Origin of the sequence: Paenibacillus sp. FSL P4-0127, from assembly GCF_038007325.1 — a bacterium.
GTDB lineage: Bacteria > Bacillota > Bacilli > Paenibacillales > Paenibacillaceae > Fontibacillus > Fontibacillus macerans.
In genome coordinates this window covers 694,116-720,897 of record NZ_JBBOWY010000002.1, presented here as the reverse complement: position 1 = coordinate 720,897, position 26,782 = coordinate 694,116, and the positions used below count along the sequence as shown (strand labels likewise).

At 53.4% G+C, this 26,782-nt stretch carries 15 protein-coding genes; 7 read left to right on the top strand and 8 right to left on the bottom strand.

Annotated features, from left to right (window positions below; genetic code table 11):
* Positions 1-298: 298 nt before the first annotated feature.
* The 3 genes from NYE74_RS29675 to NYE74_RS29665 all read right to left on the bottom strand — a co-directional run bounded on the left by NYE74_RS29675 (position 299) and on the right by NYE74_RS29665 (position 11,845).
* Entirely contained in the window at positions 299-5,686 is a 5,388-nt protein-coding gene (locus NYE74_RS29675; RefSeq protein WP_341005424.1) for a glycoside hydrolase domain-containing protein, read from the bottom strand.
* 216 nt (positions 5,687-5,902) lie between these two features.
* On the bottom strand, positions 5,903-7,558 hold the full coding sequence (locus tag NYE74_RS29670) for an S-layer homology domain-containing protein (protein WP_036625655.1): 1,656 nt from the start codon (positions 7,556-7,558) through the stop codon (positions 5,903-5,905).
* Between the two features lie 24 nt (positions 7,559-7,582).
* Positions 7,583-11,845 (bottom strand): PA14 domain-containing protein, encoded by a 4,263-nt coding sequence (locus NYE74_RS29665; protein ID WP_036625657.1) that lies wholly within the window; start codon positions 11,843-11,845, stop codon positions 7,583-7,585.
* A 1,014-nt stretch (positions 11,846-12,859) separates the two neighbouring features.
* On the opposite strand from NYE74_RS29665, the gene NYE74_RS29660 reads away from it, so the two are divergent.
* The 7 genes from NYE74_RS29660 (at position 12,860) to NYE74_RS29630 (ending at position 21,279) form a co-directional block, all read left to right on the top strand.
* Entirely contained in the window at positions 12,860-14,635 is a 1,776-nt protein-coding gene (locus NYE74_RS29660; RefSeq protein WP_036625659.1) for an ABC transporter ATP-binding protein, read from the top strand.
* Positions 14,622-16,400: an ABC transporter ATP-binding protein gene (locus NYE74_RS29655; protein ID WP_036625660.1), complete on the top strand. Its 1,779-nt coding sequence runs from the start codon at positions 14,622-14,624 to the stop codon at positions 16,398-16,400. The genes NYE74_RS29660 and NYE74_RS29655 overlap by 14 nt, the downstream gene beginning before the upstream one ends.
* Before the next feature lie 265 nt (positions 16,401-16,665).
* On the top strand, positions 16,666-16,869 hold the full coding sequence (locus NYE74_RS29650) for a helix-turn-helix transcriptional regulator (protein WP_036625661.1): 204 nt from the start codon (positions 16,666-16,668) through the stop codon (positions 16,867-16,869).
* On the top strand, positions 16,866-17,282 hold the full coding sequence (locus NYE74_RS29645; protein WP_036625664.1) for a hypothetical protein: 417 nt from the start codon (positions 16,866-16,868) through the stop codon (positions 17,280-17,282). Before NYE74_RS29650 ends, NYE74_RS29645 begins: the two co-directional genes overlap by 4 nt.
* A 158-nt stretch (positions 17,283-17,440) precedes the next feature.
* The gene (locus tag NYE74_RS29640; RefSeq protein WP_051985678.1) at positions 17,441-18,826 is read left to right on the top strand and encodes a sensor domain-containing diguanylate cyclase; all 1,386 of its coding nucleotides are present in this window, start codon (positions 17,441-17,443) and stop codon (positions 18,824-18,826) included.
* A gap of 70 nt (positions 18,827-18,896) precedes the next feature.
* On the top strand, positions 18,897-19,376 hold the full coding sequence (locus NYE74_RS29635) for a hypothetical protein (protein ID WP_036625666.1): 480 nt from the start codon (positions 18,897-18,899) through the stop codon (positions 19,374-19,376).
* Between the two features lie 343 nt (positions 19,377-19,719).
* Complete coding sequence (locus NYE74_RS29630; protein WP_036625667.1) at positions 19,720-21,279, top strand: flavocytochrome c; 1,560 nt, start codon at positions 19,720-19,722, stop codon at positions 21,277-21,279.
* 85 nt (positions 21,280-21,364) lie between these two features.
* On the opposite strand, the gene NYE74_RS29625 is transcribed toward NYE74_RS29630, so the two are convergent.
* The 5 genes from NYE74_RS29625 to NYE74_RS29605 are packed head-to-tail and all read right to left on the bottom strand — an operon-like array spanning position 21,365 to position 26,765.
* Positions 21,365-22,342 (bottom strand): aldo/keto reductase, encoded by a 978-nt coding sequence (locus tag NYE74_RS29625; protein WP_036625668.1) that lies wholly within the window; start codon positions 22,340-22,342, stop codon positions 21,365-21,367.
* A gap of 17 nt (positions 22,343-22,359) precedes the next feature.
* Entirely contained in the window at positions 22,360-23,829 is a 1,470-nt protein-coding gene (gene gtfA, locus NYE74_RS29620; protein ID WP_036625670.1) for a sucrose phosphorylase, read from the bottom strand.
* 3 nt (positions 23,830-23,832) lie between these two features.
* A complete protein-coding gene (locus NYE74_RS29615; RefSeq protein WP_036625671.1) occupies positions 23,833-24,804 on the bottom strand; it encodes a carbohydrate kinase family protein in 972 nt (323 codons plus the stop codon).
* Between the two features lie 20 nt (positions 24,805-24,824).
* Positions 24,825-25,904 carry a Gfo/Idh/MocA family protein gene (locus NYE74_RS29610; RefSeq protein WP_036625673.1) on the bottom strand — a complete coding sequence of 360 codons (1,080 nt, stop codon included), beginning with the start codon at positions 25,902-25,904 and terminating at the stop codon, positions 24,825-24,827.
* A 21-nt stretch (positions 25,905-25,925) separates the two neighbouring features.
* Positions 25,926-26,765 (bottom strand): carbohydrate ABC transporter permease, encoded by an 840-nt coding sequence (locus tag NYE74_RS29605; protein ID WP_063836329.1) that lies wholly within the window; start codon positions 26,763-26,765, stop codon positions 25,926-25,928.
* Positions 26,766-26,782: the final 17 nt, after the last annotated feature.

Below are 26,782 nucleotides of genomic sequence, written 5' to 3'. Positions count from 1 at the left end.
TTCCCCCGTCATATGGAAATGGGGCGTTTTGGACTATTTCATAGAAAAATAAGGACAAAAAATGCCGCTAACGGGGATAAATATGCTCGGCTGCGGATAATAAGCACATCAATTGCCGCTATTTTACAAGGCCGACGGGTGGTTGCTTTTCGGCAACAGGCGGTCAAGCTCCGATTTCTAGGTTAAGCCGAAAATGGAGCTTTTTACCGTTGTTTCCTTACTTCTCATCCAAAAATAAAGGAGCCGCCCCCTAGCAGGTCTGCCATAGATGGCTTCCGGGGTACGGCTCCTTTTATTTTTACCGCTTGGAGAAAATCATTCGGTCCATATTGCCCACGTAGGGCAGTCCGGACGTCGTCGAGCCTTTCAGTACGACGCAGATCGTTTGCTTGCCGGGCAGCGTCTGATCGAGCGCGGCGCCTTGGATTTTGTACGTCCCCCAACCGCTGCCGGTATTCGGCAGTTGGACCTGTCCGACCAACTCGCCGTCCTTATCCCCCAGGCGAATTTCGGCCACGACGTCCGCCGGGGCTTTTTGGGATGGAGCGTCATATTCGATCTCGATGTAATTTTTCCCTTGGGTGCCGAAATCGACGTCATTATACACCAGCCACGCACCGGTAAAAGTGTTGTTCACGACGGTGTTGTTCCCGTTGTTCTTCTCCGTCCTCAGCCCGCCTTTGCCGAAGGTGCTGACCTCCGTCGTCCAGCCGCTGTAGCTTTCGAACTCCACGGTCACATTCGGCTCTCCCGGTTCCGGCTTAGGCTCGGGCTCGGGTTCCGCCGTCTTCAGCGAAAAGCTGGCGTTATCGAAGTTCCCGATATAGGTATATTTCGAATCGGTCGTACCGGTCAGCACGAGATAAACGTCTTGAACGCCGGTGACGGTCCGGTTCAACTCGGCGGTTGCCGTTTTATAGGTTCCCCAGGAGCCAGCCGTCGGCGGTACGGCTGCCTTGCCGGCCAAAGTTCCGTTCACGGAGCCGAGACGAACTTCAACGGCGGCATCGGCCGGGACGCTGTTGCTGTTGCCGGAGTATTCGATCGCGAACTGATTGACGCCCGCGCTGCCGAAATCCATTCCTTTGTAAGCAAGCCACGCCCCATTGAACGTGTTCGCTACTTGCTTCCCGCTTTTTCCGTTTTCCGTTTTTAGCGGCGTGCCTTTGGCCGGGTTAAGCTCCGTCGACCATGCGTCAAAGGTTTCCAATTCCAGCTTGGCATAATCGCTTCTGACTTTGTCGAACGTAAAGCTGTCGAAATTGCCGATATACGGAAGATCACCCGTCGTCGTGCCTTTCAGCACGATATATACATCCTGGACGCCGGTGACGGTGGTGTTCAGGTTCGCCGCGGCGGTCCGGTACGTTCCCCAGCTGCTGCCGGTATTCGTCAGCGCTACGGTGCCGATCAGGGTGCCGTCTACCGAGCCTAGGCGGATTTCCGCCCTGGCGTCGGCCGGCGCTCTCCCGGTCGGGGCGTCATAAACCACTTGAATCCGGTTCATGCCCGCGGTTCCGAAGTCCGCGCGTTGATAAGCCAGCCATGCGCCGTTAAAGGTGTTTTTGACCACGGTCCCGCCGTTGTTCGGTTCCGTGCCTAACGGGGCGCCGTTAGGGTGCTTATCCGATGACAAGCCGGTGTAAGCCTCAAATTGAATGGCCAACTTCCCGTCCGCCGCCTCGAAATTCGGCGTTTCCGCCGGCGGTTCCGGCTCCACCGCTGGTTCCGGCACATCCGGCGTTTTCACCGGTACCGGCAGCGGTTCCGGCAGCGGCTCTTCTTCGCCCGGCTGTCCCGGCTGTCCCGGCTCTTCGCCGCCCGGCGTACCCGGGTCCGGCTGCGGTTCGGCCTGCGAGACGATCGGCTCGGCCAGCCAGAGCGAATCATAAATGTTGCCGTCGTATTTGTCGACCAGGTAGATATTTACCTGATATTTGCTGGCGTTGACATTGAAGCTTTGCGTCAGATCAAAGTTTCCGGTTGCCACCGGCACCGCGCTGGATACAAAAGCCTGTTGGCCGCCGTTCATCAATTGGATGACGGCAACGGCCGAATCCGCATAAGCGCCTTTCAGCGTGCCTGACACGTCAACGACCATATTGCCGGTCCGTTTGACATCGGCGTTCAGGTCAAACACGTCCCATTTTATGTCGGAGGTGTATGCAGCATCCGAAAGCAGCGGCTCCCCAGCGGTTACGCCCAGGCTTTCGTTCGCCTTGATTCTCACCTGCACAACGCCCGCGCCGTAAGCGACCGGGCCCACGATTTGCGGATTGGCGGTGGCGATCGTCCAGGTGCGGCCTCCGTCCGTGCTGAATTGATAGTCGGACGGCTGCTCGAAGCCCGGCACGTTAGTCCAGCCGAACGTGTTGGCCGTATCGTCCACGACCGGTCCGGTCGGCGCGGCCGGCTTCGCCATTTCCTTCACCGCGACAAGACCGAAGTCAAAGGCGATATCCGAGCTGGTCGCATTCACCTGATGCACCTCTACGGTCAGCACGTTGGTGCCTTTCACCAGAAGCGAAGGATCAATTTGGAAAACATTCCGGTCCCGCTCGTCATTAACGGTCGCATTGGCGTACGTGTTATAGCTAACCGGTCCGGTTGGCATATTGGTACGAATGACTTCGTGCCCGTTCAGGTACACAACGGCCCCGTCATCACGGACCAGCGTAGCGTCCAGTTCGAGGATGCCTGCGGTGTCCGCAACCTCAAACGTTTTGCGGAAATATGTCGCCGGGTACTTGTTGTTGCCGTCCGGCCCATAGCTGACGACTGTTTTCGCGTAGCCTTTGTTGTCGTATCCGAGCGGCGCCGGACCCGACTTCCACGCGCTGTCGTCATAGGCCGCGCCTGTCCAGCCGTCGCCGGCGTATTGACCCTTGTCGTAGTATTTCCAGGCCGAACCTTCGGCGATCAGCGCTTGACGGGACAAGGAGTTGTCGAAATCGGTGCCGTAGTCGGTCATCGGCGGTGCCGCTTTGGCCTTGGCGCCCCAGGCGGTGTTCGGCTCCGAACCCATGTCGAATTCCAGCGTGCCGCCGGCCATAATATCCTCGTACTTGATCCAGGCTTGATCAAATTCCCCGCCGTTCAGCGTGGCGGATTGAATAAAGCGGTTTTTGCCGGACACATTGTTCGCTTTGATCGTAAACGTTTTGCCGCCGTCCAGATGCAGCTTCACTTCCGAGAAAATCGGCGATCCGATCAGGAAAGCCGCGTCGCCCGGATTGGCGGGGAACAGCCCCATCGCGCTGTAGACGAACCAGGAAGCCATTGCACCCGCGTCATCGTCCATCGACGGCAGGTAGCCTTCCGGGTCGGCCCGGTACAGGCGCGATTTCAGCGGATAGGAATACGCCCCGTGGTTATGGTATTTATGCGTCACCACTTCCGTCGTATACTCGCGGGCAAAATATTGGGTCAAATACGGATAACCCAGGTAGTTGAACAAATACGGCGCGTCCAAATCCTGCTCGTTGACGGCCATATATTCGTCTCTAATGAAGAAGTCCGTCAACTGCTCGGCCATTTTCGTTTTGCCGCCGATTAGTTCAGCCAAACCTTTGATGTCCTGCGAAGCGGACCAGCGGTACTGCCACAGGTTGCCCTGGTAGGCGTATCTGTCCACCGCCGTCACATCCCCACTGCTAACGGTTATCCCGTTCGGGGTAAAGAACCCGATCTTGTCGCCGTTTTCGTCGACCTGATCCGGATTCCACAGGTCCTTGTAAGACAGAGCTACCTGCTTGTATTTCTCGTACGTCGCTTTGTCCCCGAGCAGCTCGGCCAGTTTCATCGGAAAATAACCGCTTTTTGCTTTTTCCAACTGACCCGACACTTTATCCTGATCGCCGAAGTTGCTCACGTCGACGCCCATGCCCTTCAGCGCCGTGTACGCGTCAAAATCGCGGAATCCCTTGGCATATGCGTCCAGAAGGACCGCGCCGTTAAACTCGTTCCGCACTGTCGGGCTCGGCCAGTATCCGTCCCCAAATTGCGTATAGGTGCCGCGTGTCTCGTACAGATCCGCCAAAGATTTCACCATGTTGTTGTATTCCGTTGGCGTCAGCACGGAGAACAGGGCGTATTTGCGAAAATCGTCCCAAGTCGCCCAGCCGTTGTAGTATTCAAAATCGTCGCCCAGCTCGGAAGCCTGCCGGATCGTGTTTTCGTCCCGTCCTGCTTTGAAGGTGCCGGCGGAGCTGGTTACGTTTTTCGGATGAAGGAACGTATGGTACATTTGCGTGTAAAAAATCCGTTTGTTTTCTTCGTCGGCATCGGTGATCTCCACTTTGCCGAGCAAATCGCTCCAAGCGCCGCGAATCTTGGTGTGCTGAGCGTCGAAGTCCCAGCCCTCGATGTCGTGATCGCGCTCGTATTTCGCCTGTTCCACGCTGATCGGCGACAGGCCCACTTTCGCCTGAATCACTTTGCCGGCGGCGTTTGCGAAGTTCACCCACACGCCGCTGTTTGCGCCGCTGCGCACTGCGTCCGTTCCCGTCGCATCGCCCTGCCAGGACGTGTAGGAGTCGAAATCATGATCGAACTGGATGGAATAATACATGACGTAATATCCGTATCCGCAGACGTTTTTCGATTTGACCATGCCGGAAATTTCATTGTTGTTTTCCACTTTAAGATTGGCGTCGATCATGCCGGCATACGAGTTGGACAGATCGACCAGCACGGAGCCGGTCGTTGCCGATGCCGGGAACGTGTAGCGGTGAAAGCCCACATTGTCCGAAGCGGTCAACTCAACGCCGACACCGGAGTTCAGGTTTACCGCATAATATCCGGCGGAAGCCTGTTCGCTGGCTTTATCGTATTTTTGCTTGTACTCGTTGACGTTTTTCGTGAAAGAGCCGGTTTCCGGCATCATCAAAATATTGCCGCCCGCCCCGCTGCAGCCTGCGCCGCTGAATCTCAGGTGCGAGAAACCCTTCAAGTTCTTATCCTGGTAGTAGTACCCGCTGAACGCTCCGCCATCGCTATCGGGCCCTAGGGAAACGAGGCCAAACGGCATCGTCGGTCCCGGGTTCGTCTGGCCGTTGTCGCCGAGCGTATTAATGAACGGGTCCACGTAGTCGACCGGATCGAGGTTGGCCGGCGGATAAGCCGGCGTTTGACCGGCATCAACCCCGTACAGCTCAAGCTCATACAAGCGCACGGTATTGGAGTCATGTGCTCCTTTGCTCACGTAGAACCGGACATACCGGGCGGAAAAAGGCTCCGGCAAATAGCGGTCGACAATCGTCTGCGCGTTGTTTTGCACGACGTCGACGTCCGTCCAGGTTTTGCCGTCATCGCTTTTTTGCAAGCGGAAATTTTTCGTGTTCCAGAACGGGCTGTTGCTTTCGTTGATGCCCGCGTTGACGACAACCCATTCGTTGATGTTGTACACTTGGCCCAAATCAAGCTTTAGCCATTTGATTTTGGCGTTCGTATTGTCGCACCATTTCGTGTCGGTTTTACCGTCGATGGCAAATTTGGCGGCTTCGCTGCTGTTGCACTGCCCCGAGGCCGTCACGGACGCGTTCAAAGCGACGTTCCGCGTCGGTTCTCCCTGGACCGCAGGTCCCGCGGCCGCGGCGGAAACGGGAACGGCGCCCGGAATCATCGACTCGATCAAGCCGCACAGCAGCAGCACCGTCATGAGCGCTGCAAAAATCCTCTTCTTCATCGCGTTTGGTTCTCCTCCTCTTGTTCGCATGTATAATGTAAGTTCAAAAAGTCAGGTTTTCAGCACCGAGAAGGTTGGATGAAGCTAGGGACTGAGTAGCGGAGCGTACGTTTTGGGTACGTGAGCAACGGAAGGCCCGGCTGAATTCAAGATTCGATGTCGAGTCCGCTACTTGACCCTGCTTCGTGATCAAAAGATGACTTTTTGAACTACCTATTATAGAGAACTGTTAGTAATCAGCCGTTTAACCATAACAGCAACCTCGGCGCGGGTCACGGCCCGGTCCGGGCTGAATTTCTTCCCGTCGCCTTGAATCAGGCCTTTGCTCCATGCGCTGCTGGCGGCGGCCTTCGCCCAGCCGGAAATGCTGCCGGCATCGGCAAAAGCGGGCTGACCTCCGTTCGTTGCCGCCAGGTTGAAATAATCCGCAGCGCGGACCAGCGCAACGACCGCTTCCTCGCGGGTAATTTGGTCGTTCGGCCGGAATTTGCCGTTGTATCCGGTAATGATGCCAAGCGCCGCTGCGTCGGCCACATTCCGGGTGTAATATTGGCCGGCCGGCACGTCCGTAAATGTCCCCTCGGCGCCCTGGTCTGCCAGCGGTTTGTCCGATTGCTCAAGCGTCCGCATGATCAAGGCGACGAATTCGGCGCGGGTAATGCTGCGTCCCGGCGCGTAATGGTTCGCGTCGACGCCTTTCACGATCCCCTTGGCGGCCAGCGATTTGACGGAGCTTTCCGCCCAATGCCCGACTAAATCCACAAATGTTTTGCTGTATTGCAGAATCGTGTAATAGGAAAAATGCCCGACGGTAAAGTTAAACGTTCCGTTCTTCACCGTACCCGGCGTATATTCAAGCGTTTTGCCGTCCGCATAATAAACGCCGGCAAGATCCGCGGAAATCCGCTTCGCCTGCTCTTCCGTCAGCTTCAGCGTCACCACAGCGGGTTTGTCCAACTGATGGATTTCCGTCACGTTGTCGCCGGAGATTAGCTGAATCACGACGGAGAGCACAACGCCGGTGGATGTATAGTCAGGACTTACGCGCAGCGACTGTTCGACCACCGCCTTGGCTTCATCGCTCCAGGCCGCGTTCAGCACGACACGGACTCGCGACAGATCATCGTTCGAGACCGCAAATGAGCCGGCAGGGAAACGAACCGTGCGGTTATCCGTTGTGACGATGAGGTCCAGATTTTTATCCTTAATGGCGTTCAAGGACTTCGCAGGAATTTCCAGCGGGCTGCCGGATTCTCCAGCCGCTGCGGGCAGTTCGATCGTTACCGCGCCTTTCGCTTGCTCTGCGGCTTTCGCGATTGCGTCGCTGCCGGCGATATATCGGCCGTCCTTGGCCAATTCCGGCTGAACGTTTGCGCCGCTCACCTGTCCCGCGGCCGGCGGAATGTCCTTGGAAACGGAATTATTCGCCGGTGGAGCCGTTGTTACGGGACTCGAATTCGAGCCTCCGCTCGGTTTGCTTGGTCTGGAAGGTCCCTCACCCGGAGGCTCGGGATTATTTCCGCCTTTGCCCGGAATCGTAAACGTGCCGGACTGCGTCAAACCGCCGTTGCCGGCAACGACCGTATAAACGCCGGAGGGCGCCAGGTCTTCCGTCTCCGGAATCGTCACCGTCTTCGAATAAACGCCGTTTTCGGCAGAGATAACATCGATATACAAAACCGTTTGATTCGGACTCACCATTTTGACCACGACGTCGTCCGTTTCGTCCGCCACCGTTCCGGAAAGTGTAATTTCGCCGCCGCGCTGCACCTCCTTCACGCTTAACTCCAGCGTGAAGGAAGCCGCGGCGTAGACCGAAATCGGCGCAAGTACGAACAGGAACGCCAGGATGGCCGCCACATATTTTTTCACCGTATTGTCCTCTCTTTCTGCCCGTTACTGAAACACAACCGGTCTCGCCAGTTGGAGCGGCACTTCAAGGTTGCTGTTGAACTCGTCGAACACAAACACTTTGACACTGTACTTATCTCCGCTGACATTAAAATATTGGGAAACATTCAGCTTGTCCTCCTGCAGCGGAATGGCGTTGATCAGCAGCGGCTCGTTTCCGTTCAGCAGCTCAAACACCACGTAGGCGGGTCCGCTGTAATCGGCCAAACGCTCGACCTCAACGTCCACCCGGAGCTGGTCTTCTCTTTTCAAGGTGCCCGACAGGGCATACGTATCCCGAACGCCGTTCGCGGTAAACGGTTTATCCGAAACCAGCGGCAAACCGGCCTCGGTTCCTGCCGCTTCGTCCCCTTTCACGCGCACCAGCACCGTGCCTGCGGGATAATCATGATCCCCCACCGGCTGCGGGTTGGCCGTTACCGGCTGCCAGGTCTTGCCGGCGTCGGCGCTGTATTCGTAAGCGGACAGCTCGTCATAACCGGGAACCAGGGTCCAGCCAAACGTGTTGCGCGCGTCATCGACCACCGGAGCGGTCGGCGCCGGCGGCACATCGCCCTGCAAAACGGCCGTTCGAATGTCCGAATTGTCCCGCTTATCCACCGCTCTGACCGCAAACTCGTACGTTAAAGCAGGATCCGTATTGTCGACTGTGTATTGATAGTCCGTTTGGCCTTCAACTGCCGGTACGTAGACGCTCCAATTCGGGCCAAGTCTACCGTTCACTTCGTAAATCCGGAAGCCTCGAACTGCGTCATCGGCGTTTTTGTCGGCCGGTTTGGTCCAGGAAAGCTCTGTTTTCTTGCCGTCTACCATCTTGGCAGACAGCCCTTCAACCGGATTTGGTTTTTCGCTGTTTTGGACGATCGTATAGCTGTCGAACGGAGTATCTTCACCCGAAATATAGGTGTTGATGGTCAGGCTGTCCTCCGTGATATGAACGCCCGAATAGATCGGTTTATTCGGTTGCTGATAAGCCGCGGCGTAATACTTGTCCGCATTTGGATTGATTTGATAGTATTTTCGTCCCGGCGAGTTGTTGATCATATACAGCGTTCCGTCCGGATTGATCAGCCGGCCGTTGGCGTCCGTCTGCACATCCGTAACGGGCTGGTTGTTGTACATTTGATAGGATCTCATGAACGTATGGTCATGCCCTTGCAGAACAAGATCGATCCCCAACTCGTCCAGCACCGGGTAAAGCTTCTTCCGCAACTCCGCGATATCGGAATCGGTAGCGTGATTGCCCACGGAATATATCGCTTTGTGGAAGGCTACGATTTTCCATTTTTTGTCCGTTTGAGCCACTTCTTTTCGCAGCCACTCGATTTGCTTGTTGAACGAATTCGTCTGCGCCGCGTCCCAAGGGATATCGCCGGTATTCAATACCATGATATGAGCGGGCCCGTAATCAAAGGAATAGACCGTGCCTCTCGGTTTGGGATCGGTGTGCGAGTCGTCCGGCAGATTAAAATGATAGAAAAAATTGTTGTTGTTCGGCCCCTCATGGTTGCCGATCGTCGCCATCAGCGGCAGATTCATCAGCAAATCCTGAGGCTGGCCGAAATAGTCGCTCCACTGTCCTTCGTTCGCTCCGGCATCCACCAAATCCCCGGGCATAACCAGAAATCTTGCGTCAGGATAGTCGTCCAAGGCATTCTTGAGCGAATTGGCCCAGACGCGGTAGTCTTCGGTATTCGCGCCCTGCGAATCCGTCATATACAGGAAATCGTATTCGTTCTCGTTATTCCCCTCGGTCGTAAAGCGGCCGGTTTGGCTCCAGTTGCCGTCGCTGCCCACCCGGTATTTGTAGGCCGTTCCGGCAGTGAGGCCCGTCGCGATCGCCTTGTGGCTGATAAAAGAGCCGGTGGTGCTGCCAAGATTTAAGTTCTTAAGGATCTGCGTTTCTTTAGGATCGCCGACAAAACGCATCACCGCCGCCGAATCAAAATCCTGATCGGCAGGCACGACTTCCACGATGCTGTCCAGAATATTGGCGGGCGCGTTATCCGGAACCTCATATGAGGTATACCAGGCAAACGAACGGGTCGTTTTCGCGTCACCGTAGAGGGACATCGCTATATCCTTCGGCGAATAGTCCACGGCTTCGGATTGATTGACCGGACTGAAGGTAAAGCCGCCTACGTTTCCGCCGCCGGCAAACTGCAGCCCGGCTTGCCCGTCGTAAACGACATTTACGATTTCTTTGGGCTTGACGGTATCTTCCAGCTTAAGCTTAAGCACGGTCGGATCGGCGCCCTGCTCCACGCTTTCGACTTTAAGCTCTTTGCCGCCGGCTTTCACCGTTAGATGGTCCTTCAAAGCGGACGGCAAATCGCTCAAGTCCTCCATCAGGTTAAGCGAAACGGTCAGGCCGTCGGCCGCCAAGTTGCCCGAGACCGGTCCGGTATAGTTTTCCGGCAAATAAAAAGCGGTCGCCGGCACGATATCCTTGAGCATGTTCGGCGTCGACCAGCGCAAATACAGGTTGGAGCCGCCGTAATCCTCGAAATATTCCACCTTGAATTTGTATTTGACGCCGCCCTCCAGGGTCACCGGCTGGCTGGTCTGCTCGTTGTCCCAGTCGTTCACCCAATGGTCGATGACGACTTTATCGTCGATCCACAACTTGAACCCGTTGTCGCCGATCATATAAAACGTATAATCGCCCGATTCCGGCGCCATAATTTGCCCGGTCCAACGCACGTTGGCGTCGTCCTGTCTGCCCGCCCAGGTTTGCAGGACCGGGTCGAGATTCGTGAAGTTGATTTGCGAGTCGACGATGGTCGCTTTGTGTTCGACAAAATTAAATGGCAGATCGCCGTTATTGGTGTAATATTCGGCAAGCAGCCCTTGACTTGTTCCAAGTGCGGGCGGTTCCGTGTCGGAGCTGTTCAGCTCTAGTGAAAAATACAGGTCGGAGCTGTCGGCGCGCTGCTGATGGACTTCCGCGGCGATCACGTTCGTGCCGTCAACCAGCAGGGACGGATCGATCTCGAAAAGCTCCTCGTCCCGCTCGTCGCCCACCGCTTCGGGAGCAAGCGTAGTGTACGTGATGGCGCCTTGCGGCAGATTCGTGCGGTACACCTCCTGGCCGTTCAAATAGATGACCGCGCCATCGTCGCGGATCAAAGCCGCGGAAAGCTGTTTGATCGCGTCCGCGTCCGCTACCTGGAATTCCTTGCGGAAATAAGTCGTAATGTATTTATTGCTTGCACTGGGGCCGTATTCGATCACGGTCGTCGGCTGCGGTTTGCCGCTGCCGGCATACCCGAGCGAAGCCGGAGCCGTTTTCCATTCGCTGTCGTCAAAGCCGGCGGCGCGCCAGGCCGTACCCTGATCGGTACCGTTGTCGAAATAGGTCCACTCGCTGTTGTTTGCAATCAGTTGGCCGGCCGCAAGAGCTTCTGCCGCTTTCGCCGCCGCGACGGTGACCAGCGCGGATGCTTTATAACCGCCATCCTCCGTGGTCGCGGTGATCCGGGTTGTCCCCGGCGCTTTGGCCGTAACGAGGCCGTCGGCATTCACCTCGGCGATGGCCGGGTCATCCGACGACCACGTATAGGCGGCATTGGCCGCATCGCTTGGCGCAACCGTCGCCGTCAGCCGGTCCGTGCCGCCCACCGCCAGTTCCAGGTTATGCTTGTCCAGCGTAATGCCGGTCACCGGTACGGCAGCCGGATTTTCCCCAAACGAGCCGTAAGCCGCAAACTCATAGATGTTCGCCTGATAGTTCCCGCTTTCGTTGGCATCCCCCGGATCGGTGATGTTCAGCTTGAAATAACGGGCCGTCACCGGTGTATTCAATTCATGCTCCGTCGTGCCGTACGTATTGTCCGTCACCGTCACCGCGGTTGTCCAATGCACGTCATCGGAACTGGTTTCGATCGTAAAATCGCGGGTATTGAAGTCGGCCGGTTCGCCCGCGTGGGCCACCACGAACCTGTGTACCGCCGCTTCGGCGCCCGCGTCGATTTTGAGCCAATAAGGGTTCTGCGCGTCAGGAGACAACATATCTCCCTCATAAGACCATTTACTGCCTGTAAAATTTCCGTCAATCGCTTTAGACGGGGCATAACCTCCCGATATCTCTCCGTTTGCCGAGGCCGTTACGCCCGGGCCGGCAAACACATTAACGTCCCCGGACTCCGCCAGCGCCGGCCGGACCGGAACATACCCCGCCGAGAACAACGAGGTTAAAAGCACAACCGCCGCAAGCACCCGGCTTGTCAGCGCAACCCTATTTTTCACTCCCAAACTCCCTCCCTGTCAAAGTATTGATAATCGAAGGAAATGATACGCTTTAGCCTGACTTCATTCAATTCATGCATCGTTAAGGGGGCATTAAATTTTCGTTAAGACAAACGGCAAAATAGCCCGCTTAGAAAACCCGCTTCCCGATCACGGCAAGTTAATAATTCCGCCGCTGCTTTTTTTTGTAAGGAAAAGGATGATAATGAACAGGATTTAGTTCATGCCGAAAAAAATGAAATGTGCAAGATACCCCTAAATATCAATGGGTAAGCGCTTGCAGGATATGCCGGTATCGCCGCCTTTGTTCGCCTTATGGGTGTCCTCTTCCCAATGTTAAATCTATGTAAAAAACGCCGCACTATTTCTAAATTTTAGGTAGTTTATTTTGTGACAATCCTTTGCCGAAAAACGCGAAAAAACCGCTGAACGGACCAGAGGCTTTCAATTATATGTAAATCCCGATATACGCAACTCCCAATAGCAGCATTTTTTGTCCTTATTTCGGCACCATTGCCTTTGTCGAATCAATAGCGGCATTTTTTGTACCTATTTCTCGCATCCCCCCTCGAACGCCCCCTATTTTACCTGGTCCACCGAAAATAAGAACCTTCTATGCCTCTGTTTTGCTCATAACCCGGTTCCGCCAAGAAATAAGAGCATAATTGTCCGCTATTCCAGGCCCGGGGGCCGGCGCAAAAACCCGGCAGACCGCTTCACGCTCGTCCCGGGACAGCGGGGTTACGGTGATGCCGTCGATCACCCGCGAAATCCCTCTCTTCATCTTTTTTAATCAAACCGGTCAAAAAACGTAATATCCCGTTCATATCCTAAATAATGTAACGAAATAAAAGCAATGGGATGATTCCGTGAAGAAAACGCAGTCATACGTGGCAACATGCTGGAATATGCGGGTTTTACCTTCTGACGGTTATGGTATAATCACCATGATTTGCAAAATGGAAGGACATTTTTGCAGCTTGAATGAGAGAACAAACAGAAACAGGTGATCAAATGTTCGAACTGAAATGGCTGTGGCAAAATCTGCGCGGGGACAGGGCAAGGTACATACTGGCTCTCATCCTTTCCGTCGCGGGCTCCTCGCTGACGATCGTGAATCCGTACATAGGCCAGCGTATCGTCGATACGTTTATCGCCGGGCCCGACGCCATGCAGAATTTGACGCAGGAACGGCAATTGCTGATTATGCTCTGCCTGGGAATGGTCGGCTTTTCCTTGCTGCGCACGGGTCTGGCTTACTTAACGATGATGCAGTACGAGCGGGCCTCGCAAAACATGCTGTACCGCGTCCGCATTTATCTGTACAACAAAATCCAGGAACAGGACATGCATTACTACGATCACAACCGCACCGGCGATCTCATGACCAAGATGACAGGCGATCTGGACATGGTTCGGCACTCGATGGCGTGGATTATCAAAACGATCATCGAATCGCTGACGATTTTCGTTGCTGCGGTTGTTTATTTTTTCACCATTGACGCCGTGCTGACCTGGTGGCTGCTGATCTTGTCGCCGCCGATTTTCATCGTGGCCTACATGTTTGCGAAACGCGTTCGCCCTATGTATGTGGACCTGCGCGAACGGCTGTCCCAACTGAACACGACGACTCAGGAAAATATCTCGGGCAACCGCGTCGTCAAAGCCTTCGCCCGCGAGAACTACGAAATCGAGAAATTCACCGAGAAAAACGTAAACTTCTCAAAGGCCAACAAAGCGGCCGCGCTCGTATGGCTGGATTATTTTCCTTATCTGGAGACGTTCGCGCAAGCGTTCAACGTGATCCTGATGATCGCCGGAGGGCTGTTCGTAATGAACGGACGAATCACCTTTGGGGAATATTCGGCGTTTGCCGCGCTGGTGTGGGCCGTCTCCAACCCGATGCGCAACATCGGCATCATCATCAATGACATTCAGCGCTTTTTCGCCAGCCTGACCAAAATCGTGGAGATCTATTACGCCAAACCGCAGATCGTCAACGGGCACAACGCGGAGGAGCCCCGGCGTTACGAAGGCCGGATCGAGTTCGAGCATGTCAGCTTTAAATACGACAACGCGCTGGTGCTGGACGATGTGAGCTTTACGGTCGAGCCGGGTGAAACCGTTGCCATCATGGGCTCGACCGGATCGGGCAAAACGACGCTCGTCAACCTGATCCCGCGCTTTTACGATGCGACCGAAGGGCGCGTGCTCGTCGACGGCGCGGATGTGCGCCAGCTTGAGCTCGACGAGCTGCGCGGGAACATCGGCGTGGCGACCCAGGACGTGCTGCTCTTCTCCGATACGATCGACGGCAACATCGCCTTCGGCGATCCCGACCTGCCGGAGGAGGAGACGATGGAATACGCCCGGCTCGCCGCGGCGCACGACTTTATCGTCAAGATGCCCGAGGGATACGACACCATCGTTGGGGAGCGCGGCGTCGGCTTGTCCGGCGGCCAGAAGCAGCGGATCGCACTGGCCCGGGCCATGGCGGTGCGGCGGCCGATTCTGATTCTGGACGACACGACCTCCGCGGTCGACCTTGAAACCGAAGAGCATATCCAGAAAAGCCTGCGCGAACTGGAATATCCGTGTACGAAAATCATCATCGCACAGCGGGTGTCCACGACCGCGGAAGCCGACCGCATCCTCATCCTGGACGGCGGCCGCGTGATCGAGGAAGGAACCCACGCCGAGCTGCTGGCGAAGCGGGGCTACTATTACGATGTGTTTATGCTGCAAAACGAAGGCGTTGGAAGGGCGGTGACGGCAAATGGCAAGGAATAAATTCGACATCGACGAAAACCTGGAATCGCCATTTGACATCAAGCATTTCCGGCGTGCAATGGTCTATATCAAGCGACAGAAAAAGCCGATGCTCGTCGCCTTTGCCCTCAGCGCTTTGTCCGCGGCGATCGGGCTGTCGGCCCCGCTGATCATGCAGCACGTCGTCGACGTGACGATTCCCGAGAAGGCCGTCCTTCCCCTGCTGGGCTGGTCGGCGCTGATGCTGGCGACGATCGTCGTCAGCGTGATCCTGGCGACGGTGCGCTCGCGCATTATGACGAGCGTCGGCCAGGACATCATCTTCGACATCCGGACGGACCTGTTCAAGCATTTGCAGGAGCTTCCGTTCAAATATTACGACGACCGGCCGCAGGGCAAAATCCTGATCCGGGTCGTCAACTACGTCAACGCGGTATCCGACGTATTGTCCAACGGCATCATCAACTTTATTTTGGAACTGCTCAACCTGATCTTCATCGCCGCGTTCATGTTTGCCGTCGATGTCCGGCTTTCGCTGATCACGCTAGCGGGGCTGCCCGTGTTCCTCGGCATCATGCTGATGATCAAAAACAAGCAGCGCCGGTCGTGGCAGGCGGTATCGAACAAAAGCTCCAACATGAACGCTTACCTGCAGGAGAGCATCAGCGGCATTCGCGTAACCCAGATTTTCTCCCGCGAGCAGCGCAATGAGGGGATTTTCACGCGGCTGGCCGGCAATTACCGGCGCGAATGGATGCGGGCGATCCACTACAACGCGCTGATCCCGTTTTCGGTCGACAACCTGGCGACGATCGTGACGATGCTGATTTATCTGATCGGCCTGCTCGCGCTGAATCCGGCGGAGGTGACCTTCGGCGTGATCCTGGCGATGAGCAACTATGCGGCCCGCTTCTGGCAGCCGATTTTGAACCTGTCCAACCTGTACAACAGCTTTATCAACGCCGTCGCTTATCTGGAACGGATCTTCGAAACGCTGGATGAGCCGGTCACCGTCAGCGACGTGCCGAATGCGAAGGAACTGCCGCAGGTGAAAGGCAATGTGACCTTTGACAACGTCACCTTCGCCTATGACCCGGGCCTCAACATCCTGGAGAACCTCTCCTTCGAGGTAAAAGCCGGGGAAAGCATCGCGCTTGTAGGCCCGACCGGGGCGGGCAAGACGACCGTCGTCAACCTGATTTCACGGTTCTATAACGTAACGGGCGGCAGGATCCTCATCGACGGCGAAGACATTTCGCAGGTGACGCTGAAGTCGCTGCGCAGCCAAATGGGGATTATGCTGCAGGACAGCTTTATTTTCTCCGGCACGATTTTGGATAATATCCGCTACGGCCGGCTTGACGCCACCGAAGAGGAAATTATCGCCGCCGCCAAGACGGTATGCGCCGACGAGTTCATCCGCGAGTTTGAGCACGGGTACCTGACGGAGGTTAACGAGCGCGGCTCGAAGCTGTCCCAGGGGCAGCGCCAGCTCATCTCGTTTGCCCGGACGCTGCTCGCCGATCCGCGCATTCTCATCCTGGACGAAGCAACCTCGTCCATCGACGCCAAAACCGAACGGCTGCTGCAAAAAGGCTTGAACGAGCTCCTCAAAGGGCGCACCTCGTTCATCATCGCGCACCGGCTGTCCACCGTGAAGAACTGCGACCGGATCATGTACGTCTCGGACAAGGGCATCGCCGAATGCGGTTCGCACGACGAGCTGATCGCCCGCCGCGGCCTCTACTACCGCCTTTACACGGCGCAGAAGATGGAAGCTATGTAAGAGTAACGCTGGCAGCGTAGTCGTATGAATCTGACTTCAACGTTGGACAAAGGGAGGGAGGAGTATGGGATTTCACCCCATACTCCTCCCTCCTTGGTATTTCCCGGCCTAATCCCGACCGAAATGACGCTAACTCACGCCAAAGAAGTTCAGCCGGGCAATTATAGTAAATAACGAAATGGAAAGCTAACTTGACATTTCGCATTTGAGTGTGTTAGTTTTGATGTAAAGTTAACTTTCCATTTCAAGCATTTGAGGTGAATCTGTGAAAAACAGGCTTGAGGAAATACGCAAACGGGACGGGATTAGTCAGGAAGATCTGGCTGCTGCGCTCAAGGTTTCACGGCAAACGATCGGCTCGCTGGAGAACGGGCGGTACAATCCGTCCATCATCCTGGCCTTCAAGATTGCCCGCTACTTCGGTATGAGTATAGAAGACATTTTCATCTATGAGGAGGAGACATCATGAAGATAAAAGCATCGGTTTATATAGCTGCGTTGATCGCGGGCATTTGCTGCATCGCGGCCAGCTTCGGTTTCAAAAGCGAAGAGGTAAAAGCCGTATCCGGAATGCTGGTCGGCGTCGGGGCGGGATTGATCGGGATGAGTGTGGCGCAGCTCTATATGAAACGGTTTGAATCCAGGAATCCCGAGCTCGTAAAGCAGACGGAAATCGAAATAAGCGATGAGCGGAACACGATGATCCGCTATCGGGCCAAAGCGAAAGCCGGCGACATCACCCATTGGCTCATTATGGGCATTGCTTACATGACGATCCTCATTTCCGCCCCTTTATGGGTCACGCTGGCGGTGGTAGCCGTTTTTCTGCTCCATACCGCAATCGGCCTTTATTATATGAACAAATACCAAAAGGAAATGTAAGCCGCGAGACTATCTCTCCATTGGCAAACATGTCATGCGGGAGGAAATGAGCGGATGCTCCCGCTTGGAAACTTTGTCCCTCCGGATCAAAGATTTTCATTGACGTACCCCTTTCCAGGACGCTACAATTTTCGACATGAACATGGTTGTCCGAGGAGATGGAGAAAATAAAAAATATCATCGTCAACATTTTAAAGAACGCCGCCGTTCTTTTATTATATGCGTGTTTTCTTTTCATCGAAATCAAGTTTTACGGGCATATTTCGCTGCCGATCCAATTGCTCGCCATCGCGCTCCTGATCGTGTTTACCTATTTCGTAGCCTCGCCTCTATGGATGAAATCGTTCCCAAGGAAAAGAAATTTCGCGATTCGCCTGATGCTTGGCATTATTCTCGTGTTAAGCTACGCCTGGGATTTTCTCAGAACTCAACACTCGGCCCACGTGTTCAGCGTTGAGATTTTTATCGTGCCCATCATTCTGGTGTTATTGTTTTTCTCGCTCAAAGAGTCGATCATCGTCTTGTTGTCCTGCGTCGCGATCAGCGCGATCAACGTTCTTTCCCGCCTGAGTGCTATCCACATCGATGCGGTTTTTTCGGGGGTGTTGGAGGTGGGGATCTGCACGCTGCTCATCTTCATCATGAATCGGGCGCTGAAAGTAAGGTCCAGGCTCATCAACAAGCAGAACATTTTCGTGGAAAACTCCCGCGCCTTAATGATCGGAATCGACCGCACCGGAAAAGTCGACTTGTGCAATCCGGCGATGTGCCGGCTTTTGAGAATGAAACAAGACGAGGTGTTGGAGCACTTTTTTTGGGAAGTCGGCGCAAAAGTATCCGGCGAAGCGGTGGATCAAATCTTCCAGCTATTGGCCGGGCGCAAAAAAACGGAGCAGTTAGAACTCCAATTTCCGGACGGCCAGGGGGCTTCCACGTTTTTGGCGGATACCTATCCCGTCGAAGATGACGGACTGGTGAGCGGCATTATCGTCGTATTAAATGATATTACCGACCGAAAAATCGCCGAGAAGAAACTGTACGAGCTATCGGTTACCGATGATCTGACCAAGCTGGCGAACCGCAGGCATTTCGAGCGGCGTCTTGACGAAGAAATCATTCGCTCCAACCGTTATGGCCGCCCGCTTTCGTTAATGCTGATCGATCTGGATCATTTTAAGGACATCAATGATACATACGGTCACCCCTTTGGGGACCTGGTGCTGTCGACGATAGCCAAGCAACTGGAAAGCCATGTGCGGGATACCGATGTTGTGGCCCGCTGGGGCGGAGAAGAATTCGCCGTATTAATGCCTGAGACCGAGCTTCAGGAAGCGGAAAAAATCGGCATCAGGCTGCTCAAAACAGTTCGCGAGACCTCCATTCCGGTTCCGGAAGAGCGCGGTGAACCTATTACGATGACCTTCTCGGCAGGGGTCGCGACCCAATCATCGGACATTGTGAAAGAGCAAATTATCGAATCCGTCGATACGGCCTTGTACAAGTCCAAAAATAACGGCAGGAACCAGGTTACGCTCAGTCTTTAGAAGGATTTTGGAAGCATTTGTCGAATAGGTCTATAGACCTGGAATTGTGAATTGGAGGGAATCTACGGAAGTGCAGCGTCCATCGAAACCAACCGCAAGCCCGGCGCAAAGATCATCCGCGCCTCAAGCCGGACGAACGGCCGGCGGGCAGGCCAGAGCGGCCGGCAATACGCCAAGCCGCGCGTCCGCCGCTGCGTCCGCAGGAGCGGGATATCCGGCCAGCAGCGCAAACCAAAAGACCGTTGTCTGCCGGAAATGCAAATCTCCGCAGATCGTTGCCAACAAGCGGGGGTACAGCTTCGCCTACCTGTTTACCTGTCTTATCACTATGATTCTTTTCGGCGTTTTCCTCTTTGTGCTTAGCGGCGTGATGTTCATTTCCGCCAATATACACACAGCTAAGGCTTTTGGCTTTTTGGGGCCACTCGGGCTCGTTTTTATATTCTTTTCATTGCCTGTCAGCATATTGGTTGGCTTTGTCGGAAGAAGCACGATTGTAAACGGCTGTATGAACTGCGGACACAAATGGACACCTGCCAAGAAGAAATAAGCAAACAACGCTGCCGATCAAGATAAGTTGAACTAAAGAAATACGGGAATCAGGCAAGAGTGTGAAATGATTCTGAAGAAACGGTAGTGGTCGCCTTTGTGAGCGGATTTCTACAACATTCGAATTTAGTTGATTAAAGAAATCTGTGAGCAACAGCGATCGTAAGAACATTTCACACGGCCCTATCACGTACAATCATTAGTTCAACTTATTATACTGCGGCGTTGTTTGCTTTCCGGACTATGAATTGTTTCACATGGTTTGTGAATTTGTTCACAAAACTTTGCAAACAATCATGTTATAGTAAACGGGAACAACAGGCATAGAAAGTGGAGGGGTAATCATGACCAAGAAAACAACAACAGCGCTGATCCTCGTTCTCTCGCTCGTTCTCGTACTGGCGGGATGCGGCGGCGGGAACCAAAATCAGACCAAGAACCAGACCCAAGGCCAAAACCAGAGCCAAAACGCCGGGAACAAGGACACGGCCAAAGAAGCCGAAGCCGTCTCGGGCGCGTCCGAAACGAATAGCTATACGCCAATCGACCAGCTTAAGGACAAATACGATCTCATCATCGTCGGCGCGGGCGGCGCCGGGATGACGGCCGCGCTTGAAGCGAAAGCCGGCGGGATGAATCCGGTAATTTTCGAGAAAATGCCGGTGGCCGGCGGAAATACGACGAAAGCTTCGTCGGGGATGAACGCTTCCCAAACGAAATTCCAAAAAGAGCAAGGCATTGAAGACAGCAACGATTTATTTTATGAAGAGACGTTAAAGGGCGGCCATGGCACCAACGACAAAGAGATGCTCCGCTTCTTCGTGGACAATTCCGCGGCGGCGATCGATTGGCTGGATTCGATCGGAATCCGCTTGAACAATATTACGATTACGGGCGGGATGAGCGAAAAACGCACCCACCGTCCCGAAGACGGCTCCGCCGTCGGGCAATACCTTGTCAACGGCTTGCTGAAGAACGTCAAAGAACAAGGAATCCCGCTGTTCGTGAACGCCGACGTCAAGGAGATTACGGAAAAAGACGGCAAAGTGAACGGCGTCAAAGTTCTTTTCAACCAAACGGATGAAAAAACGATCGCCGCGGCTGCCGTTGTCGTGACGACCGGCGGTTTCGGCGCCAATATGGACATGATCTCCAAGGTGCGGCCGGATTTGCAAGGATATGTGACCACGAACCAGACCGGCAGCACCGGCGACGGCATTCAGATGATCGAGAAACTCGGCGGCACGACGGTCGATATGGATCAAATCCAGGTTCACCCGACCGTGCAGCAGGAAAAATCGTATCTGATCGGGGAAGCCGTTCGCGGAGAAGGCGCCATCCTCGTGTCCAGCGAAGGCAAACGGTTCACCAACGAGATGGACACCCGGGACAATGTCACGGCGGCGATTAATAAACTGCCGGAAAAATCCGCTTATCTCGTATTCGATTCCGGCGTCAAATCGCGCGTGAAAGCGATCGAGCAATACGAAAAGATGGGCTTTGTGCTCCAAGCGGATTCCACCCAGGCATTGGCCGGGCAAATGAGCGTGCCGGCGGATGCGTTGCAAACGACGCTGGATACGTGGAACGGCGCGGTGAAGAACAAAAACGACGCCGAGTTCTCCAGAACGACCGGGATGGACAACGACTTGTCCGCGGGTCCATACTACGCCATCAAAATCGGCCCCGGCATCCACTACACGATGGGCGGCGTAAAAATCAACACCAACACGGAAGTGTTGAATAAAGCAGGCCAAGCCATTCCGGGCTTGTTTGCAGCCGGCGAAGTAACCGGCGGCCTGCACGGCCAAAACCGGATCGGCGGCAACTCCGTGGCGGAAATCATCATTTTCGGCCGCCAAGCCGGGATCAAATCGGCGGAATATGTGAAGGCGCAGCAATAGCTTTGCAGCAGTTCCTTCGGCAAAAGAAAACGCTTGGGCACAACAGGCCCAAGCGTTTGTTCGTTTAAATTCGGAATGATTCCAATCAAGGCAAACCCACGCCTCGAGAACTAACGTATAAACTGTACCATTCATCGCGGCTCAATACGATGTTTTCGGCTTCCGCACACGCCCTAATTCGGGATGGGGCGGTTGTTCCGATGACCGGTTGGATGGCGGCGGGGTGTTTCATCAGCCACGCAAGCACGATCGCTTCCGGCGATGCTTGCTTCTCTTCCGCCAGCCGTTTAACCCGTTGAGCCGTATTTTTCACACTTTCGCTGGCATTCTCCAGGCTGGCTCCTGAATATAAGCCTTTGGCCAGCGAACCCCAGGCTTGGAGCTGAATGTTTTCCAATTGGCAATATTCGAGCGTACCCTCGGGAAAAATATTGTTTTTCGCCGCGTCTTGATTCACGTGGATGCCGGTTTCAAGCCAGCCGATTTTGTGCAAGCTCAGCTCCAGTTGGTTTATCACCAGCTTTTCACTGCAATGGGCCTGCAATAAACGAATTTGCCCGGCGCTCATATTGGAAACGCCAAAATAGCGGACTTTTCCCGCTGCCTTTAACTGATGAAAGGCTTCCCCTACTTCCCGCGCGTCCATGAGCGCATCCGGACGATGCAAGAGCAGAATATCCAAGTAGTCAATCCCCAGTCTGGAAAGAATCCCATCCACACTCTCCAAAATATAGGCCTTGGAAAAATCATAACGCGCCGGAATGCCCCTGACTTCATCCGGAAAGCGAATTCCTAATTTGGATTGAATGATCATTTTTTCTCTTAACTCCGGTTTTTCCTGCAACACCTGGCCAAAGACGGTCTCGGCTTTTCCGTACGCGTAAATATCCGCATGATCAAACATATTGATTCCGCTGCCCAAAGCCGTCTCCACCGCTTCATGCGCCTGCTTTACATGTTCTGCTTGAACGGGATCCCGGCTCCAGCCTCCGCCAAGCCCCATACATCCAAAAATAAGCCGGCTTGCGTTCAACCCGTGATTATGAATCGGCAATACTGTCATCTCAAGCACATCCTCTGTTATATAAAATATTGTTTCATAGCTCCATTTTCATCCGTATAATCGATGACCGACTGATTCGTTTTAAGATCAACGAACAAGGTACACCGCGTTTCATCCTTTTGCCAGGAAAGCCGAATTTCATCCGCCGCGGAGTCAAGCACTTGGAACTCCCCGTTAAACGCCGCAAATTCATTGCGAAACCGGATCAATTTCAACAATCTCTGAACCGCTGCTTTTTCCAAAGCCTGTTCGATTTCCCCAAGGGTAAAATTGTGGCGGTTGATTTCCCGCCCTTCCCCGGTTTTTTTCACATTTTCCAGGTCGTTTTCCCCGGCCAGCAGTCCGACATAATACACCTGGGGCACGCCCGGCGTAAAGAACTGCAGCGCCCGCGCCGCCAAATAGGCATCGTCATCGCCATCTAGAACGGAGTAGTACGAGCACCTGATTTGATGAACATCAAAACCATCCTCGGCTTTATGCTCGTCCGATAAAATCAAACTTAGGTTCGCTCCTCTTTCCAAACAGATATCGACTAATTTCCTAGCTTCTTGGGTATCCAGCAAATCGTCCAAATCCGGCTTGACCGGAATGCCGTCATGGCAATCCAGCATCGTAAACTGTTTAGGCGGACGAGTCCTCAAGTATTGCTTCAGCGATTCCCCCGATTTATTAATGAATGCTTCCAGGATCCGGTACGGCAAAATAAAATCGTAAATCCAATAGCCCCGTTCCGCCAGTTTGTACTGGACGGAGTAATGCGCGTGCACTTCAGGCAGCAATTCAATGTCCAAGGAATCGGCAAGCTCTTTGATCCAATCGAGAAATTCGTAGATTTCCGGTTCTACGAAAAAGCAGCTCGTGCCCAATTTTTTAACGACATATCCGACAGCGTCAAGACGTACGATTTTCACATGATGCCTTTTAAAATGCGTAAAGAAATCGGTAAACAGCTGCTTGACCTGCGGCGAGTTTATATCCAAATCGATTTGTTCGGAGGGATCGGTTTTTCCAAACGTCGTCCACACCTTTTCTTCCTGGCCGGTTTCTCCAATGGTAAAGGCCGAATACGGCAGCGGTCTGCGCAAGAACATTTTTTCAATATCCGCTTGTACCGGTTCTCCGTCTCGCCAAATCTTATCCAGCGTAATAAAAAAATCAGCGTACTCCGATTTTCGGCCTTTTGCGAGAAAATCCTGAAAATACTCCGACTGCCGCGAAATATGATTGACCATCAAATCGACCAATACGTCAAAGTTTTCGCCAATCGCTTTGACATCGTCCCAGGTGCCGAAGTGCGGATCAATCTCCAGATACGTAAGCGGAGCAAAACCGCGGTCTCCCGAGGAAGGGAACGGCGGAAGAATGTGGACCCCGCCTTTAAAAATATCCGGAAAATACGCGGAAAGAACGCGGTTGAGCGTTTTTAAATCACCTCCTAACGAATCCGGATACGTGATCAGTTGCACTTGATTATGGACCGCCACTTTTTATTCCTCCCGTAATCCATACATGTCTTTTATGACTTCCAGCTTTGGCAAATCGGCAATGGCGCCGGTATATTTCAATTTATAGGCGCTGACTGCAAACCCCAGGGTTAAGGCTTGTCTGATCGTATGCCCTTGCACCACCGCCGCGTAAAATCCCGACCAAAAAGCATCTCCCGCCCCCGTCGTATCCGCCACCGAGGTGGCCAAGGTGTCGAAGCGGACCGTTTCCGAACCGTTGGAAACCAGGGCGCCGTCTTTTCCCAAGGTCAGGATAACGAGTTTGGCGCCAAGCTCCAGGAACGTTTCCATATAATATTCGGGCGTTTGTTTGCCAAACAATCTTTCCGCATCGTCTGCGGACGGCTTTACAATATCCACCCTTCCGAGGAGGGACTTCACATACCCGACTCCGTCCTCGCCGTTCTCCCATAACATCGGATGATAGTTTGGATCAAAACAGACCAATAATCGATTCATTTGAGCTGTTGTTATGATTTTTTCAATGGTGCCCCTCGCCGGTGTTCTGGATAGGGGCCAGCAGGAGAAATGTACGATTTTGGAATTTAGCAAAGCCGCTTCAAGCTCCGCGGTGTATGACAAATGATAGTCCGCGCCCCGGTAAAACACAGGAGTCGGCGTGGCTTGGCTTTTGGTTACGACGACCATGCTCGTGGAGTAATCCGCTAACCTTTGAACACACCCCGTGTCTATGCCGGCGTTTTTTAACTCATTGATTAAATAGGAGCCTAAGCCATCTCCCCCCACCGCCGACGCAACAATAGCCTGAATCCCTAATTTCTTGGCGTTCATCGCAATATTGGAGGGCGATCCGCCAAAAAATCTCTGGTATGTGCTGCACGTAAAATCATCAGTATAATCCGCGGATATCATATCGATCAGAATTTCTCCCGCCATGAACAGATCGTTGCCGTTGCTGTTTTGAAGCTCGATTGGATGATCAAAATTAAACATGTCCGTCCCCCGAAATCCGCTTAATGAGCCCATACTCTTGTTGTCGTTTTTACTTCTTGATGCGGACTTTTAAGCGCCGCGTCCATCATCAGAGAAATATAAGTATCCTGCAGCGCTTCTTTTAATGAATAAAATTCGGTTCCAGTGGCCAAGTATGCGCCCATCCGCTCCAAGCAGGTAGACACGGCGATTTCATCATCGTTCAATCGAGCGTTCGCAAACGGATTCCTATAAACGAACTCTTCACCCAACATGATTCCGTAGTGAGCCCATTCCTGGTTATTGTATTTGCCTAAGTCGATACGGTTTAATTCCTGCGTTACCGGCACGTTGCTAGGCGTAAGATATCGTACGGTCAAGTCATCGATTTCGCCTCTTACGCCTTGCACGGTCAGTTGGCGGGTGCGGATAAACGAGTGGTACTGGGCCGGATCGGAAAAATCGAAAAACGCGACCTTCCCATTTTCGAATTCCAAAGTTAAACGGTCCCTTGTACAGGAAAAAATCTTCCCGTCAAAGTCCATGCCTTCACGCCCGTAGGTTTCCGTCACTCGGAAGGAAAACCTTTTCCCGCGGATTATACAATTTTCATAACCTGCGTTCAAAAACTTTCTGATGATGCTGACGCCGTGATACCCATGCAAGGACGAGAGATTCATATTGCTGACTTCTCCGAGTTTGCCGTCTTGAATCACCTTTAGCCAAGCGGCATACAGCGGCTGTACAAAGTATTGCTCGGCAATCTGAACCTTGGCGTTGTATTTGTTGGACTGTTCCCACAGCTCCTCCAAAGCTTCTATCGTTTCTCCCGGAGGTGTCTCGCACAATACGGGGATTCCTCTTTTAAATAAGTCGATTAAATAATCGGTAACAAAACCTCTCTTGACGGATAACACCACATAATCGGGCTGGCTTTTGAGCAGCCCGTCCAACGATTGGACGACGTTTACTCCGAATTTTCGGGCAAACTCCTCCCCTTTTTCCCGATTTCGTATGACCACCCCGGTTAATTCGAATTTCTCGGGAATGGCCTTTGCAATACGAATGTAAAATTCGGCTCTCCACCCCGAACCTATAAGCCCAAATCTTATTTTGCTCATCCTCATTCTCCCTTTGATGTTTTATCCTTTAATCCCCCCGGAGGTTAAGCCGGCAATGATTTTCTGCTGAAATATTAAAACCAACGCAATGAGCGGAACCGTTACGACAATCGACGCCGCCGCCATGTCGCCCCATGGGAGTTCATAATTGCTGGGAAACAGCGCAATTCCAACCGGCACCGTTCTCATGCTGTCGTCCGTCATAAAAGTCAAACTGTAAATATACTCATTCCAAGCATTGATAAAAACCAATAGAGCAACCGAAAAGGTAGCGGGTTTAATGAGCGGCAGCATAATCCTGAAAAAAGTTTGCAGTCTGGAACAACCGTCAATGGTTGCCGCTTCCTCGAAGCCCTTCGGCAGTTGACTGAAGAAATTCGTTAATAACCAGATCGCCATGGGCAAGGCGAATGTAGTATAAGGGATAACTAGCCCGGCATACGTATTTAGCAGGTTCATATTTTTCAAAATTAAAAATAAAGGGCTGACTGTGGAAATCGTCGGAAACATGGAAATCGTCAGGATGGACAGCAGGATGACTTTTTTCCCTTTAAAGCGCAGTCTCGCCAAGGCATAGGATGCCGATGCGCCGATTAAAATGCTTACAACCGTAGTCATCGTCGCTACAATCACACTGTTGAATAAATACCTGGCAAACGGATGTTTCTGAAACACATTGAAATAATATTCTACGTTAATTTTGCTGGGCACCCATTTGGCAGGGATCGCCGATATTTCCGCAAGCGGTTTGATCGAGGTTAAAAATTGCCAGATATAGGGCAACAAAATAAAGCCTAAAAAGATCAAAACCATGACATATAATAAGCTCGACTTTAATGTCCGTGATATTTTCAAATCCATTGAAGCTTCCCTCCTTT

What these genes read in the sequence shown, in the direction of transcription:
- NYE74_RS29675 (WP_341005424.1), bottom strand. Translation starts at nt 5,686, where the DNA reads ATGAAGAAGAGGATTTTTGCAGCGCTCATGACGGTGCTGCTGCTGTGC.
- NYE74_RS29660 (WP_036625659.1), top strand. Translation starts at nt 12,860, where the DNA reads ATGTTCGAACTGAAATGGCTGTGGCAAAATCTGCGCGGGGACAGGGCA.
- NYE74_RS29655 (WP_036625660.1), top strand. Translation starts at nt 14,622, where the DNA reads ATGGCAAGGAATAAATTCGACATCGACGAAAACCTGGAATCGCCATTT.
- NYE74_RS29645 (WP_036625664.1), top strand. Translation starts at nt 16,866, where the DNA reads ATGAAGATAAAAGCATCGGTTTATATAGCTGCGTTGATCGCGGGCATT.
- NYE74_RS29640 (WP_051985678.1), top strand. Translation starts at nt 17,441, where the DNA reads ATGGAGAAAATAAAAAATATCATCGTCAACATTTTAAAGAACGCCGCC.
- NYE74_RS29630 (WP_036625667.1), top strand. Translation starts at nt 19,720, where the DNA reads ATGACCAAGAAAACAACAACAGCGCTGATCCTCGTTCTCTCGCTCGTT.
- NYE74_RS29625 (WP_036625668.1), bottom strand. Translation starts at nt 22,342, where the DNA reads ATGACAGTATTGCCGATTCATAATCACGGGTTGAACGCAAGCCGGCTT.
- NYE74_RS29615 (WP_036625671.1), bottom strand. Translation starts at nt 24,804, where the DNA reads ATGTTTAATTTTGATCATCCAATCGAGCTTCAAAACAGCAACGGCAAC.
- NYE74_RS29610 (WP_036625673.1), bottom strand. Translation starts at nt 25,904, where the DNA reads ATGAGCAAAATAAGATTTGGGCTTATAGGTTCGGGGTGGAGAGCCGAA.
- NYE74_RS29605 (WP_063836329.1), bottom strand. Translation starts at nt 26,765, where the DNA reads ATGGATTTGAAAATATCACGGACATTAAAGTCGAGCTTATTATATGTC.